General features: G+C 38.9%; 13 protein-coding genes. 6 read left to right on the top strand and 7 right to left on the bottom strand.

Annotated elements, in window-relative coordinates; all coding sequences use genetic code 11:
• The first annotated feature begins 8 nt into the window (after nucleotides 1-8).
• Together B3H30_RS02705 and B3H30_RS02700 are read left to right on the top strand one after the other, a co-directional pair.
• Nucleotides 9-452 (top strand): helix-turn-helix transcriptional regulator, encoded by a 444-nt coding sequence (locus B3H30_RS02705; RefSeq protein ID WP_070565092.1) that lies wholly within the window; start codon nucleotides 9-11, stop codon nucleotides 450-452.
• A gap of 1 nt (nucleotide 453) precedes the next feature.
• A complete protein-coding gene (locus B3H30_RS02700; protein WP_070565089.1) occupies nucleotides 454-888 on the top strand; it encodes a hypothetical protein in 435 nt (144 codons plus the stop codon).
• 266 nt (nucleotides 889-1,154) lie between these two features.
• Here the strand turns inward: B3H30_RS02700 and B3H30_RS02695 are convergent, their stop codons facing one another.
• From B3H30_RS02695 to B3H30_RS02665, 7 genes are all read right to left on the bottom strand, one after another.
• Nucleotides 1,155-1,406: a hypothetical protein gene (locus B3H30_RS02695; RefSeq protein WP_139144960.1), complete on the bottom strand. Its 252-nt coding sequence runs from the start codon at nucleotides 1,404-1,406 to the stop codon at nucleotides 1,155-1,157.
• A 79-nt stretch (nucleotides 1,407-1,485) separates the two neighbouring features.
• Entirely contained in the window at nucleotides 1,486-1,818 is a 333-nt protein-coding gene (locus B3H30_RS02690) for a hypothetical protein (RefSeq protein ID WP_070565082.1), read from the bottom strand.
• A 252-nt stretch (nucleotides 1,819-2,070) separates the two neighbouring features.
• Nucleotides 2,071-2,670: a hypothetical protein gene (locus tag B3H30_RS02685; protein ID WP_070565079.1), complete on the bottom strand. Its 600-nt coding sequence runs from the start codon at nucleotides 2,668-2,670 to the stop codon at nucleotides 2,071-2,073.
• 220 nt (nucleotides 2,671-2,890) lie between these two features.
• Complete coding sequence (locus B3H30_RS02680) at nucleotides 2,891-4,381, bottom strand: SusD/RagB family nutrient-binding outer membrane lipoprotein (protein WP_286833151.1); 1,491 nt, start codon at nucleotides 4,379-4,381, stop codon at nucleotides 2,891-2,893.
• Between the two features lie 13 nt (nucleotides 4,382-4,394).
• The gene (locus tag B3H30_RS02675; protein WP_112373627.1) at nucleotides 4,395-7,631 is read right to left on the bottom strand and encodes a SusC/RagA family TonB-linked outer membrane protein; all 3,237 of its coding nucleotides are present in this window, start codon (nucleotides 7,629-7,631) and stop codon (nucleotides 4,395-4,397) included.
• Nucleotides 7,632-8,279: 648 nt separating this feature from the next.
• A complete protein-coding gene (gene serS, locus B3H30_RS02670) occupies nucleotides 8,280-9,551 on the bottom strand; it encodes a serine--tRNA ligase (RefSeq protein ID WP_286833147.1) in 1,272 nt (423 codons plus the stop codon).
• A 310-nt stretch (nucleotides 9,552-9,861) separates the two neighbouring features.
• Nucleotides 9,862-10,935: a class I fructose-bisphosphate aldolase gene (locus B3H30_RS02665; RefSeq protein ID WP_145330286.1), complete on the bottom strand. Its 1,074-nt coding sequence runs from the start codon at nucleotides 10,933-10,935 to the stop codon at nucleotides 9,862-9,864.
• A 111-nt stretch (nucleotides 10,936-11,046) separates the two neighbouring features.
• Between B3H30_RS02665 and rsmI the strand changes: the two genes are divergently transcribed.
• The 4 genes from rsmI (at nucleotide 11,047) to B3H30_RS02645 (ending at nucleotide 15,504) form a co-directional block, all read left to right on the top strand.
• A complete protein-coding gene (rsmI, locus tag B3H30_RS02660; protein ID WP_175441977.1) occupies nucleotides 11,047-11,712 on the top strand; it encodes a 16S rRNA (cytidine(1402)-2'-O)-methyltransferase in 666 nt (221 codons plus the stop codon).
• A gap of 36 nt (nucleotides 11,713-11,748) precedes the next feature.
• The gene (locus tag B3H30_RS02655) at nucleotides 11,749-12,510 is read left to right on the top strand and encodes a PH domain-containing protein (protein WP_286803099.1); all 762 of its coding nucleotides are present in this window, start codon (nucleotides 11,749-11,751) and stop codon (nucleotides 12,508-12,510) included.
• 23 nt (nucleotides 12,511-12,533) lie between these two features.
• A complete protein-coding gene (gene lnt, locus B3H30_RS02650; protein WP_286803101.1) occupies nucleotides 12,534-14,159 on the top strand; it encodes an apolipoprotein N-acyltransferase in 1,626 nt (541 codons plus the stop codon).
• A 208-nt stretch (nucleotides 14,160-14,367) separates the two neighbouring features.
• Complete coding sequence (locus B3H30_RS02645; RefSeq protein ID WP_286767042.1) at nucleotides 14,368-15,504, top strand: cysteine desulfurase family protein; 1,137 nt, start codon at nucleotides 14,368-14,370, stop codon at nucleotides 15,502-15,504.
• Nucleotides 15,505-15,583 lie beyond the last annotated feature (79 nt).

Genomic DNA, 15,583 nt, shown 5'->3' with positions numbered 1-15,583 from the left:
TAACCGTAATGATGAGTGAAGTAAATTTTGACAAGTTTTTAACTATAGTCTCTGATGAAAAAGTTGACAGTATTGAACGTGCAAAAGCGAGGCAAAAGAGAAGAAAACACTTGCGTGCTTCTCAACGTATAGCACTGCATATTCTGCGACAATTGGATCAATTAGGCTGGTCTCAAAAGAAATTAGCTCAGCAGATGGGCGTTAGTCCGCAATTAGTCAATAAATGGGTGAAAGGAAATGAAAACTTTACCTTGGAGACACTGTATAGTCTGAGCGAGTGTTTGAATATTGAATTGATCGAGATTAAATCTTTAAGAGAAAACAAAGAAATAGCTGATATTCTCTCTATCCCTTCAAGCCATTATGAACGGACTGCAAAGATTATAAAACTTCCGGTGCGGACTTCAATTACGCAGAAATCACCATATACCAATCAATCTATTGCACGATAAAATGAAAAAGAAAGATGAGTCATTTTCTTTTAAGCTAGTTCGTATTGAGGAGAAACAGTTCTCTGTCTTTGAAGATGGAATTAATTCAGAGCAAATTAACCAAAAGGTCGGTGTCGGATTCAATGTTGATATAGAGAACAATATCATTGCTTCGGCTATACACTACTTATTAGAGGCTGTTGATAAACCATTTATCAATATAGAAGTGGTGTGTTACTTTGAGCTAACAGCAAAAGATTTCAAAAAACTATTAAAATCAGATAAACGTGTTGAGATCCCTAGCGGCTTTGCAAAGCATCTTGCGAATATTAGCGCAGGAACAACCCGTGGCATTCTATTCGCAAATACTAAAGACACACCTTTTAACAGCTACTATATGAGCCTCATCAACCTCACAGAATTTATTGAAGACAATATTGAGATAGAGATTGAATGATAAGTAAAAATCTAACCGCCCGAAGTAGCACATGTTAAAAGAATCTATAAGGGATAATTATGGCCTTAAGATAGCTTCCCGGCTTCCAAGGCCCGATACCCTGAATCGCTGATGTGATTTGGCTTCTGATCTTAATAGGAATATCCTGATCATATTAAAACTTACTGAGTCTACCATCCTTATTTACCATAAATCGTAAATTAATTATGGAAGACTTTAATTGAGCAATTAAATTGTCCGGCATATCGATCTTCCGATAAACTGCTTCATTTTAAGAGAAAAGTCGGCGCCGATTCCTTTTTCTCAGCATCGTAGGAAATCAATTCGCCATTGGCACGAAACCTTTTTCCACTTTGGAGAATACCAGCTAAATATTGCTCCTCATAACGGCTCTCCTTATTCCAGCCCTCCCATTTCCCTTCTCTTTCATTATCTTTTAGCTCACCTTCAATATATTCACCATTTTCATAATCGAAGCTAATAAATCCATTCCCCCGCTTCAAAAGATAATTTCCCAAAGAATCCAAATATAATAGTTAATATGGTTTGGTTATAGGCTACCAGTGAATGGATTTTGTCCTGATTCAACTTGTGTAACTAACATTTCAGTCTGTCCGTGGGATAGTAATAATAAGATGAATCAATAGCTGAACCATCGATATCGAATTTTTCCAAGCTTTTTAACTGTCCATCAGGATAGTATACTGTTGACTCGCCGACATACTTCCACCCGAAAATCCCAACTGTGCTATCACGGCTATAAGCTAAGGATTTTATTGCAGTAGCAATATAATAGCTAACTATATTAAAAAATCCATTCGATTCATCTCCTTCAGGAACAATACATTGATAAGAGTAAGATGCTAGTTTTGTTCGTACCGGATTTCCTGATTTATCAAAGTAATTAACTACCTTATCGCTAACAAACACTTTCCCCTTGCTTTAGAAGAAAAAGCTTACGTATTAGCTCCTATAAAAACAAGCGCAATTAAAACTAAAATCGATCTTTTCATAAAATATACCAGCGTTAAATAAGGACGAAAACACAGCTTTTCCCTCAGTATATTTCCTATAACAAAAGTGGCAATTTCTAAAGAAATTGCCACTTTTGTTATAGGAAACATCTAATTAGATCACTATCAACACTTTAATAAAATGGCAAAATTTCCTTAAAACATTAGATTATTCATAAGATGGGACAACTTCACCATTATATTCGGGTGTATTTATATCAAATATAGCTATGCCATAAGGTGCATTTTTATCAATAAGAAATTTTCCTGGCACTAAAATAATACCATCCGTTCCACCACCAACTTTCGAGACATAATCAGATACAGCGGGAATAGTGGTTTTAAACTTCTCTAGGTAATCCTTAGTATTCATCTTGTAGACTAACCCCCCTAAGGCGGTCCCCAAAACCGCAATAAATTTATGTCCATCCATTCTAAAATCAATTAGATTGGAATCACCTATTGGAGTATCAAATGTAGGCGTAAATCTTTCATACCACTGATAATCATTTAGATTACTTGGATACGTAAACCAATTTCCAAACCTTAGCCCGCCTGCATATCCGGCATAAAACTGTCCATTACTAAGCTTAACAACATGTACACTTCTCGTGCTACCAGGAGTAGACTCACTTCCTCCATCTGGCAAAAGCGCTTTTTTTGACTTAATCAACTCAGAATTAACCACATCTACACCTTCTTTCTTACAAGAAATAAATAATCCAATACAAATTAATACTGGGAAAATACTGTACTTTAATCTCTTCATAATTACTTACGTTTAATAGTTAATTAAATATATAAAATAAATTAAAGAATAAAAAATATAAAAACAAAAACGCTCCCTCAATTTATCGTTTAACCATAAATTTAGATATCTAAAAAATATATGAAAGAAAATACAACGAATTCAGCTCCTTTAATTTAACTTTAAAAAAGCGGCAATTTCTTTCGAAATTGCCGCTTCCATAAGCATATAATCTAAGAGACTACTTAACGTCCCACCATACCGGTGTATAGATTACAACGTTACCTGGATAATTGCTATTTGTTGTTGCTTCACTAAGTGCGTAAGGCATGCGCAAAGGCATTCTGTCTTCACCTAAAGTTGAAGCTGCAGATTTAACAAAGAAGGTTGGATACCCCGTTCTTCTCCATTCAGTCCAAGCTTCGAAGCCTTGGAAACCACACATTGCATAATACTTTTGTGTGATAATAGCTTTTACCTTAGCCTCCACATCGCCAGTGAATTTAGCATCTGGCGCATCAGCAATATACTTAGCCGCATCAGCTGCATTACCTGTTGCTTTAAAGCTCTCTGTAATACCAGCACTATATAAGCTCTGTGCATCTCCCGTTCCCCAACCTCTTACAACTGCCTCAGCCTGTAAGAACAAACTTTCGCTTGCAGAAAACAGTTTTACCGGTGCAACGGCAGATGTTTGACTCATGGCATTACCTCCAACCATTGGCGAAGGAGTAGATACTAATTTTTTTGAATTACTTGAATACGTCCCTTGAGCAATGTAAGCAATTGTATCCTGTATCTTTGGTTCGTTCGTTTCTGGATCTGTGTATTCAACTTTGTCATAGAAAGCAAATCTGCGAGGATCATTATTTTTGACAAAAGCTTGCACAACGGTTCCACTAGCTACAACATTTTGAGTTTTTCCTAAACCAACCATTTCATTGTAGAAAGGATTTTCATTACCCCCTGTTGTTGTATAAGTGATTGTCGCATCTTGATTCAAGAAAACAGCATTGCTCGCATAAAGTGCTTTAATACCTGCAGCAGCTTTGGTTGCGTTCACATTAGAAAGGCGTAAATAAGCTCTTAATTTTAAGGTATTAGCAAAAGCCTTCCATTTTTCAAGATCGCCATTGAAAATCATATCTTGACTTGCTACTGGAATGGCTTGTTTCACAGCTAGTAAAGATAGTCCTTTATCAATATAATTGAAAATTGAATCGTATACAACTTCCTGAGCTTCATATTTTGGACTCAAATTTCCATCAGCCTTTGATGCTTCAGAAAGCGGGATATCGCCGAAAGCATCGGTTGCAACCTGATATGCATAAGCTTTCAAAATATGAGCGATACCTTTATAATTTTCGTTATCCGCCACTTTTGAATTGATAATCAATTCAGCGTTGTTTAAAGTTCCCCTGTAGATATTACCCCAAACTCTATCCATAGAAGTATTGGTGATTCTATACTGATCGATAACTCTATATTGAGAAGACGTTGGGTTTTGCGTCCAATACTGTCCCCAAATGTTACCAAATACCTGAAAAGAATTTCCAACCACCTGACTGATTGAGGCTTCTACTGTCGGCAATAATAAACTAGGTGTTGCTGACTCCGGGTTATTTGGATTCTCATTGATATCCAAGAATTTATTACATCCAGTCAGACCCATTGTACTAACTAAAGCCACAACGAGGAATTTCTTGGCATTATTAAATTTTATAGTTTTCATACTTTATTCGCTTTTAAAATGAAACTTTAACATTGATACCATAGTTACGCAATGAAGGTTGTGCCGTAAAGTCAAAACCTTGTGCATTACCAGCACCTGATGAGTTCACCTCTGGGTCAGCATATTTATTTTCGCTTGGCGTCCAGATAAACAGGTTATTTCCAAATAAACCAATAGAAGCTGCTCCAAAAGGCGTATTTTTCAATTGATTTTTCGTGAATTTATAGCTCAGTGTCAAGTTACGAAGCTTAATGTAAGTTGCGTCCACTACATTCATTCCAGACTCCAGTGAACCATAGTAATTTTGCTTATCGTAGGTTACCGATGTATTTTCAATAGAGTTTCCGTTATCGTCCAAGTAGACAGAATTTGGGAAGATCTGTGCAATGCGCTCACCACCGGTTTCAGCAGATGTTCCAACAAAAGCCATGATATCTTTTGTTCTTGAATAGAATACACCACCTTGTTTTGTATCGAACAAAGCACTCATTGACCAATTTTTGTAAGTCAAATTGGTACCCAATGATGCTTGGAAATCTGGATTATAGGTACCCAAGTATTGTGGTTTTTCAGTAGCTAACGGCATACCTGATTCCTGATCTACAATCGTACGACCTTGAGCGTCTGTAGCATTTGTAACACCATAAAACTCACCATATGGACGACCTACCGCTGCCACGATATTCATTCCTGAGAAACCACCGACAGAAACTTGCTCTACACCCGGCATCAATTCAATAACTTTACTGTTATTTTTTGTGAATGTACCGAACAATTCCCATGTCAAATTCTCTGTTTTCACTGGCGTTCCTCTTAATGTCAATTCAACACCATTATTTTGGACTTTACCAGCATTTACCAGGGCAAATCCATAACCTGTTGAAACTGGAATTGGAATACTTAGGATCTGATTTTTCGAATTATTTTTGTAATAAGTAAAGTCTGCATAGAGACGGTTATTTAAGAAACCTAATTCAGCACCCAATTCAAATGATGTTGTTATTTCAGGTTTCAAACCCGCATTTCCGATCGTATTACTTGACATCAATGCGGATACGTTTCCAAATGGAAAAGTTGTTGAACCAAAACCGCCAGCAATCGTACTTCTAGAGAACGTTGTAATCAATTGATATGGATCTGTATCAGAACCTACTTGCGCCCAGTTCGCACGTAATTTTGCATAATTGAACTTGCTCTTCAACTCTGGCTTGAACAATTCAGAAAGGACAAACGATCCACTTACACTTGGATAAAAGAAAGAGTTATTTTGCTTTGGCAAAGTGGATGACCAATCGTTACGTGCTGTAGCTTGCAAGTAGGCGATATTTTTATAGGAAACGTTCAAATCTCCATAAACACCTACTAAACGACGGTTGCTCCAAGTATCTTCGATTAGATCCAATGGACCATTCGAGTTAGCTAAATTATACCAACCTGGTACTACAAGCCCTCCACTTGAATTGGTAGCAGTGCTATTATTCGAAGTTTTGCGTTGACGAATATTATTACCAATCATAAAGGATGCGTCCCAGTCCTCATTAAATTTATGATTAGCGGTTGCCATGAAATCATGGACAATTTCATTCACATTAAATTGATCGATTCTATAACTCCCAGGATCCGTCTGAACGTTTCCTTTTACATAATTACCTGTAGAGTTATCAGCAGGCAGGTAACTATATTTTGGAGACTGCGCTCTTCTACGATCGGTATAATTGTCTAAACCTACACGTTCTTGAAATGTTAACCATTCGGTCGGCTTATAATTCACATTGAAGTTCCCCATAATGCGGTTCACATCATTGTAATTATTATAATTCGCTAATACCCAATACGGGTTCATCGTATAAGCACCGTAATAACCGTATACATCATCATGCAAAATACCGTTTGCATCCGTATATCCATACGCATTATACGGATTTGAAAGATCTTTCAATCCTTTAACATCAATATCGCGCGGGGTCTGCAATAGGTTGTTATAAACAGAACCGCCACCTTGACCACCACCGACATTGTTACTGTTAATACGGCTATAATTTACAGAAACACCGGCACTGAATTTATCAGAGAATTCCGTGGTTCCATTAAATCTGACACCATATTTATTGTAGTTATCTTTCTTCCCAGGATAAACACCATTTGAATTCAAGGCATTTAATCCCAGATAGAATGTAGACTTTTCTGAACCGCCTGAAAAACTAAGGTTATTGTCAGAAGCAATACCCAGATCAAAGAAATCGCGTACATTATCTTTTACTGCAGAATAAGCTTTCTTCTGGCGAACGCCATCTATCGCCTGTCCCCATTCTTGAACATTGCCTGTAAAAGGAGCTCCCCACGACCCATTTTCCCTCGGATCATTCACATAATCAACAAAGGCTCCTGTCTTTTCATCAAATGCAGCATAGCCTTGTCCGTATTCATTTTGAAATTCAGGTAACTTCAAAATAGAAGACAATGTATTGGTGGAGCTAAATGTAATGGCACTTTTCGCACCTTTTTTTCCACTTTTCGTTGTAATGATCAACGCACCATTCGAAGCTCTTGAACCATACAATGCCGCCGCCGCAGGGCCTTTTAATACGGTCACGGATTCGATATCATCCGGATTGATATCATTACCACGGTTACCAAAATCCACACTTGAAAGATCACTTGATCCACCAACTTTACTTGTATTATCAATCGGCGTACCATCAACAACAATCAGTGCTTGGTTATTTCCAGCAATAGAAGAACCACCACGTAAGACAACACGAGATGAACTACCCGGAGAATTTGATGTAGAAGTAATATTTACCCCTGCTACTTTACCAGCTAAAGAATTAATTGCACTTGAATTACGACCTTCTGTCAATTCGTCGCTCTTAATTGTTGGCGCAGAATAACCTAACGAACGTTTCTCCCTCTTAATTGCATTTGCTGTAACAACAACTTCTTCCAAAGCATTGTCATGATTTACTAAAGAGACATTGAATACAGTACTGTTGTTATTAACAATAATAGTTTTATCATCAAAACCAACGGAACGGAATACGACAACCTTACCTGCCGGTACATTCAATGAATAATTACCATCAGTATCAGTCTGCGTTGCCTGATTAGTTCCTTGTACAACTACTGTCACCCCTGGTATTGCTTTACCGTCAGCAGATGTAACACGACCACTAATCTTCTTTTCTTGAGCGAATGCAACCGAAGTCAAGATCATACCGCCAACAAGAAAACTTAGTAATGTTTGTTTCATGTTTTAGTTAGTTAATTTTATTATTTTTTCTAATCCTATATATTGATATAAATTATATCCGTTATCATAACCGTCTAAACATAAATTGCCTAGACAATAAACTGCAAACAACATAACATGCTATTGCAGTTTATTCAGTAACAGTTGAAAATATTTTTGGAAAAGCGGGCCCCAGGTAGATGCAGGGTCAGTCCTTAGATAAATATCCAGCTGTAAAATTTGCTCTTTTCAGCATTTACAGTAAATAATAGTTAGTGCGATTTTTATTAGCGGTGTCAAATATAGAAAGCCAAAGTTGCTTTTACAAGTTTTTTAACATAATCTCCAGAAAACAGGAAATACCGCAATAATAAGTTCACAATTTTACAAATTGTTACAAAAGAATCATTTTAGAATAAAAACTCTTCAAACAATTTTCAAACAGAATTTTATACGGAATGAACCATAATTAACAAAACATTAACAATGTTATAAGAAAACGTTAACATGTTATTCTATTATTTTTCTGTATTAAAACACAAGTAATTTATAATGATTCTAAACACTTTAAAATCGAATTATAACAAAAAAAAGACGCTCTACCTTCTCAGGCTGAGCGTCTTTCACTGTGATGTTAAATAAGTGCAAAAGCAACTTATTTATTGATATTTAATCGATATACTCAAATTTGGTGTACGGAACCAAAACCGCGGGAACCTTAATTCCTTTTTCTGTTTGGTTATTCTCCAATAGCGCTGCGACGATACGCGGTAAAGCCAATGCCGAACCGTTCAACGTATGTGCCAGTTGCATCTTGCCGTCAGCATTCTTAAAACGTACTTTCAAACGATTCGCTTGATAAGTTTCAAAATTGGAAACGGAAGATACTTCCAACCAACGTTTCTGAGCAGAGCTATATACTTCCATGTCATAGGTCAATGCAGCAGTAAAACTCATATCTCCACCACAAAGGCGCAATACACGGTAAGGAAGCTCTAACTTCTGCAACAGCCCCTGTACGTATAAACTCATTTCTTCAAGCACTTCGTAGGACTTTTCAGGATGTACAATCTGCACCGTCTCCACTTTGTCAAATTGGTGTAGCCGGTTTAATCCGCGTACATGTGCCCCGTATGAACCTGCTTCACGACGGAAACAGGGTGTATATGCACAATGTTTAATGGGGAATTGTGCTTCTTTCACAATCTCGTCTCTATAAATGTTGGTGACCGGAACCTCAGCTGTAGGGATCAAATACAGGTTGTCGTTACCCACATAGTACATCTGCCCTTCTTTATCCGGCAATTGTCCCGTAGCAAATGCAGAATCTTCATTGACCAAAATAGGTACCTGTACTTCTTCGTATCCTTCTTCGGCAGCCTGATCCAAAAAGAAATTGATCAAGGCGCGTTGCAATTTAGCCCCCTTACCTTTATAGATAGGAAAACCTGCTCCCGCAACTTTTACGCCAAGCTCTAAATCAACAATACCATATTTGTTCAACAATTCCCAATGCGGCAATGCATCCTCCGACAAAGCTGGGATTTCGCCATGGCTCAAAACAACTTCGTTGTCCTCAGCACTTACACCTGCCGGAACGGATTGATGCGGTAAATTAGGTAATTGCACGATCTTCTCATTCAATTCTGCCTCAATTGTACCCAATTGATCCAAAAGTTGCTTCACTTGCTCCTTATACCCCGAGGATTTGGATTTAACGGTTTCAGCTTCTTCTTTTTTACCTTGGCGCATCAGATCTCCAATCTGTTTTGCTGCCGCATTAGCCTCTGCCGAAAGTGCGTCCGATTCCGATTGGATCTTACGGCGATCTTCATCTAAACTGATGATTTCGTCGACCAATCCAATTTCCTTGAAATGCTTGACAGCCAATCTTTCGATTACCGTATCCCTGTTCTCACGGATATAATTTAATTGCAACATAATATAAATGTGTTATTTAAAATAGTGAACAAACTTAGATAAATTTGCCTTTATATACAAGCTATTTTATTCCTAAACCACCATTCAAAAGGCTTTTTGACTGCTTTACGGCACTCTATTTCCATCGCACCGCACCGGCGAACATCCACCAACTCATCGAAGACTGATCTTCAACGGGATCGGTTTACAAACTATGATCCATAGAAAGAGCGTATCCATTAGACTCCTAATCGATACGCTCTACAGTTTGGTCTGTACTACAAGCGCTGTTGTGAAATTTAATCTGATGAACTCAGGAGTCGCGTATTTGCTAAGCTATGCTTACTTCGTCGCATAAATAAACATCCTGAATGGCATGTAATAATGCGACACCTTCATTCATTGGTTTTTGAAAGGCCTTACGGCCGGAGATCAAACCTGTTCCACCTGCGCGCTTGTTGATAACCGCTGTTTTTACAGCTTCTTGTATATCATTCTGCCCCGAAGCCCCGCCAGAATTTATCAAGCCTGCCCTGCCGGCAAAGCAATTAAGCACCTGGTAGCGGCACAAATCAATAGGATGATCGGAAGAAAGTTGGGTATACATGCGTTCATCCAGCTTTCCATAACTACTTTTACCCATATTCAGCGCTTTAAAGCCGCCGTTCAATTCGGGTAGTTTTTGCTTAATAATATCCGCTTTGATCGTTACGCCCAAATGATTGGCCTGTCCGGTAAGATCCGCAGCCAAATGATAATCTTTATCCCCGACTTTAAAAGCCGAGTTGCGCAGATAACACCATAATACCGTCGCCATTCCCAAGGAATGGGCTTCTTCAAATGCTTTTGCTACCTCTATAATCTGACGGTCGGATTCCTCAGACCCAAAGTAAATCGTTGCCCCTACAGCAACAGCCCCCATATTCCAGGCCTCGCGAATTGTTCCGTACAAGATTTGATCGGCTCGATTAGGATAGGTCAATAGTTCATTATGATTTATTTTAACCAAAAACGGTATCTTATGTGCATACTTTCGGGCAACAGCGCCCAAAACACCAAAGGTAGAAGCCACGGCATTACAATTTCCCTCCAAAGCCAGTTTGACGATATTTTCTGGATCAAAATACTGCGGGTTTGGTGCAAAGGAAGCTCCCGCACTGTGTTCGATTCCTTGATCCACAGGCAATATCGAAAGATACCCGGTATTGGCTAACCGTCCCGTTCCAAAAAGCTGTCCCAAACTCCGCAAGACCTGCGGGCTACGATCACTCGAAGTATAGACCTGATCGATAAAACTTGCCGCCGGTAGGTGAAGCATTGATTTGGAAACCGCGGGTCGATCGAATTCTAACAAATAACTCGCTTCAGCACCTAAGTGTGCTTGAATTTTTTCAATGTATTGCATAATTTATTTAAAATAAAGTGATGGAGTTTACCATTATCTTTAAAATAAAACTCCAAAAAGCACAGAATGTTTTAGCGCATATTATATAGTAAAAAAAACTTAACTTTGACCATGTTATATTTAGTTCCGACACCTATTGGCAATCTGGAGGACATGACGTTTCGTGCGATCAATGTCCTGAAAGAAGTGGACCTCATCTTAGCAGAGGATACCAGGACCAGTGCTCCGCTTTTAAAACATTTTGGAATCGACAAAAAAGTATTTGCGCATCATCAGCACAATGAACATAAAGCGGTATCTGAAATCATTAAATTTCTGAAAGAAGGGCAAAATATTGCTTTGATTTCGGACGCAGGGACACCGGCGATCTCAGATCCGGGTTTTTTACTGGTACGTGAGGCCATCAAAGAAGGGCTCGAAGTACAGTGCCTACCAGGTGCAACAGCTTTCGTGCCAGCGCTTGTCAATTCGGGGCTTCCCAACGACCGTTTTTGCTTTGAAGGCTTTCTACCCGTAAAAAAAGGAAGGCAAACGCGCTTAAAAGCTTTGGCAGAAGAAAAAAGAACAATGATCTTCTACGAATCACCACATCGTATTCTCAAAACCATAGAAGAATTTATCACCGTTTTTGGACCAGAAAGACAGGGGTCGATATCACGTGAGTTGAGCAAACTCTATGAAGAAAATGTTCGCGGAACATTAACTGATTTAAAATTACACTTTGAAAACAATCCGATTAAAGGAGAATTTGTATTTTGTGTAGCGGGATTGGAATAAATTTTGACAATCTTTAGGTATTAAAAAGTATTTGACATGAATATGGAACAATTTGCACAGGACGGGCAGGACATAAAAATCATTGAAAAATTGGTGACTAAAGTCCAGGATATGCTTACTCCAGGAGAAAAAATAGATTATATCGCAGTTCAAAAGAAACCTGCTGTAACCATTTTACCGGATAGTATCACGATTAGTAATAAACGCATTTTTATGTGCGAATTTACCAAACTGGGCTTGGCCACTGATTTTGAAATCTTCGGCTGGCAAGACATCAAGGATATTGCTTTTAAGGAAGAAATATTTGGTTCAAAAGTGACTGTTATCCCTTTTACAGGAGAAAATCTGAGCATAGATTATATCCCGAAAGTTCAGGCGAGAAAGCTTTATCAATATATCAAAGCTGCACTTGAAAATTATAAAAAAGCCGAACTGGTCGCCGAAAAAGAAAAAATAGTCATTGCTCCAACAGTTGCAAAGGAAGTGATCATCGAGCGACAAGAAAGTAATACAGCGGTTCAGCCAGCAGTTACAGCGCCTGCTCCATCGGCACCACAGTCCTATATATCGGGCCAGCCAACTCCACCGGCGCCAATTCAGGCACAGCAACCGACCGGATCAACCCCTACTGTTCCTCCCGTTTCGGCAGCCCCTATTGTCCCACCTGCTCCCGCCAAAGAAGAGGAAGATGATGAAATTACCTTAAAGCTCAAAAAATTAAAAACACTCTTCGACAAACAATTGATTACCCAAGAGGAATACGAGAGTAAAAAGAGAGAAGTTTTATCCAGTTTATAATCATAAATGGGAGAAAATATATAGTGAAAAATAACTATCTACTGGCACTTTTAAGTGCCTTTTTATTGTGGTTCGGCTGGCCTCCAATCCCCTATTCCAGTCCATTGTTATTTATTGGGTTTGTTCCACTACTCATTGCAGTGGAAAATATTATCCGGAGTGAAACATTCAAAAAGAAAGGCCGAAAAATATTTCTTACTACAGGACTCACCGCAGTTGTCTGGAATACGGCCTCTATTTATTGGGTATACAACTCCATTTCGGCAGTTATGCCGCCTTTTGCAGCTGTTATCATCAGTCTGATCCCTTTTTGCCTTGGCGCCGCTTTAATGGCGTTAGCTTTCAGGCTTTATGGGCAATTACGACGTAAAACGAACATTCTGTTATCCCTTTTCGGATTAATGGGATTCTGGATAAGCTATGAATTTCTACACGAATCCTGGGATTTAGCCTTCCCTTGGATGACTTTGGGCAATGGTTTCGCCAGTTTTCATCAATTGATCCAATGGTATGACATCACAGGGGTCTATGGCGGAACAATATGGATCTGGCTCGTCAACATCTTGGTATTTACACTTTACCTCAATCGAAAAGGACTTTATCCGATCAAACGTAAGATCTTTCCGATAGCTTCTTTAGCTGCAGTCTTATTAGTTCCCAGTACCTACTCGCTGATACGTTACTTCAAGTATGAAGAACATCAGAATCCGGCACAGATTGTCGTCGTACAGCCTAATATTGACCCTTATATTAAATTCAATTTAAGTCCTGAAGAACAATTAAATACCTTATTCTCTTTATCAAATTCGGTCGCCAAACCCAATACAGAGTTTTTTATCTGGCCTGAAACTGCGCTTTCACAGAACGGCGATTTTGATGAGGAAAACTTTAGGGAAACGTATTCTTACCAGCGCATTTTAAAATTTTTAGATCAATATAAAAATGGCAATGTACTTTCCGGTATTGAAAGTTATCAGCTGTACAACTATGCAAAAACACCTACTGCGCGTGAAATAGCTCCTAATGTATATCAAGATAATTTCAATGCCGCAACATTGATCGATTATTCCTCCAAACTTCAGTTTTACCATAAGTCCAAACTCGTTCCGGGCGTAGAGCAAATGCCTTTTGGGGCAGCGATGAACTTCCTGAAACCTTTATTTAAAGCATTCGGTGGTACGACGGGTGGCTACGGAAAACAGACTGAACCTTCCGTATTCTATGCCCAGAGCGGTATTGGTGCCGCACCCGTTATCTGTTATGAATCCATCTGGGGCAATTATGTTTCCAAATACGTCAAAAAAGGCGCTCAGTTTATTGCCATTATCACTAATGATGGCTGGTGGGGCAATACTTCGGGTAAAGACCAGCATTTACAGTATGCCAAACTGCGTGCGATTGAAAACAGGCGCTGGGTTGCCCGATCGGCAAATACAGGGATTTCAGGCTTTATCAATCAACGTGGCGATATTGTACAGCAGACTAAATGGTGGCAGCCTGCGGCCTTAAATCAGGAAATTAATTTAAATGAAGAAATTACGTTCTACACGCAAGCAGGTGATATCGCTGCCTATTTGGGTTTGGTGCTCGCACTAGGAGGAATTGTGATACTCATCGTGGTCAGACCAAAAGAGAACTTGTCTAAATAGAAAAGTAGCGCCAAACTGAAGTAATAGATTGGCGCTATTTTTTTCATCAGAGCGGAAAAATACTCATCTTATTCCTTTCCAGGCAAAAGAGCCTAATTCTGATGAGACCCGCTACGCCAGCACTGTCAGCTACAATTAGAAAAATAAAATGATAAAAATAAGTCATTTAATACCTCTAATTTACTTGAGAGATTTGTAATTTTGCAGCATGCAAGTATATTTTGATAATGCAGCGACTACAGCCTTAGATCCTGAAGTAATAAAAGTAATGGTCGATGTGATGAACAATAACTTTGGAAATCCATCTTCTATCCATAGTCACGGACGACAAGTAAAAACAATTGTAGAAAAAGCACGTAAAACGATCGCCAATCTACTTCATGTATCTCCAGCAGAGATCTTCTTCACATCGGGCGGAACCGAGGCGGACAATATGGCCATCGTTCGGTCAATCGCCGACTTTGGAATAACCCATGCCATCACCTCACCTATTGAGCACCATGCGGTATTGCATACGTTAGAGGAGTTGGAGAAAGCTGGTAAGGTACACCTTGATTTATTGGAAGTTGACCAGAAAGGTAATTTAAATCTCAACCAGCTGGAAGAACTTTTAACTACCAATCCGCGTACTTTTGTTTCCATTATGCATGCCAATAATGAGATCGGAAATCTCAACGATATTCAACGCATCGCCGAGTTATGCCAAAAGTATAATGCGATATTCCATTCGGATACTGTACAGACCATGGGTCATTACCCACATGATCTTGGCAGTCTGAAAATAGATTTTATAACCGGAGCTGCCCATAAATTCCATGGCCCGAAAGGAGTTGGTTTTCTTTATATTAATGCCAACAACAAAATTAAACCATTGATCTACGGTGGAGCACAAGAACGTAACATGCGTGGCGGAACAGAAAATGTCTATGGAATAGCGGGTCTTGCCAAAGCTTTGGAACTTGCCTATGAGCACATGGAAGAACACCGCGCTTATATTCAAGGACTCAAATCTTATATGATCGACGAGTTGCAAAAAGCAATCCCCGAAATTGATTTTAATGGTGTTATTGAACCAGAAAAATCACTGTATACCGTACTAAATGTTTCTTTCCCATGTAGTGACCTTGCTGACATGCTTTTATTCAACCTGGATATTGCAGGGATCTCTTGTTCTGGTGGCAGTGCCTGCAGCTCAGGAACAGACATCGGATCGCATGTATTGGGTGCAATCAAATCAAGCTCGGAGCGTCCTTCGGTTCGTTTTTCATTCTGCAAGCATAATACAAAGGAAGAAGTCGATTTTGTGGTAGCAACCTTGAAAGAACTTTGTACAAAGAACAAATAACATTTCCAGATATAGCTTCAAGGATGACCCGCAAGTGAAGAAAAAAATCTCAAGCTTGTAGCAATAAGAACTTATTCGA

Origin of the sequence: Sphingobacterium sp. UBA7038 (assembly GCF_002494055.1) — a bacterium.
Lineage (GTDB): Bacteria > Bacteroidota > Bacteroidia > Sphingobacteriales > Sphingobacteriaceae > Sphingobacterium > Sphingobacterium multivorum.
This window is presented reverse-complemented; position numbering and strand designations above follow the sequence as displayed.

Coding starts and splice junctions, on each gene's coding strand:
- B3H30_RS02700 (WP_070565089.1), top strand. CDS start 454: ATGAAAAAGAAAGATGAGTCATTTTCTTTTAAGCTAGTTCGTATTGAG.
- B3H30_RS02685 (WP_070565079.1), bottom strand. CDS start 2,670: ATGAAGAGATTAAAGTACAGTATTTTCCCAGTATTAATTTGTATTGGA.
- B3H30_RS02645 (WP_286767042.1), top strand. CDS start 14,368: ATGCAAGTATATTTTGATAATGCAGCGACTACAGCCTTAGATCCTGAA.
- serS (WP_286833147.1), bottom strand. CDS start 9,551: ATGTTGCAATTAAATTATATCCGTGAGAACAGGGATACGGTAATCGAA.
- rsmI (WP_175441977.1), top strand. CDS start 11,047: ATGTTATATTTAGTTCCGACACCTATTGGCAATCTGGAGGACATGACG.
- B3H30_RS02665 (WP_145330286.1), bottom strand. CDS start 10,935: ATGCAATACATTGAAAAAATTCAAGCACACTTAGGTGCTGAAGCGAGT.
- B3H30_RS02705 (WP_070565092.1), top strand. CDS start 9: ATGATGAGTGAAGTAAATTTTGACAAGTTTTTAACTATAGTCTCTGAT.
- B3H30_RS02680 (WP_286833151.1), bottom strand. CDS start 4,381: ATGAAAACTATAAAATTTAATAATGCCAAGAAATTCCTCGTTGTGGCT.
- B3H30_RS02655 (WP_286803099.1), top strand. CDS start 11,749: ATGAATATGGAACAATTTGCACAGGACGGGCAGGACATAAAAATCATT.
- B3H30_RS02675 (WP_112373627.1), bottom strand. CDS start 7,631: ATGAAACAAACATTACTAAGTTTTCTTGTTGGCGGTATGATCTTGACT.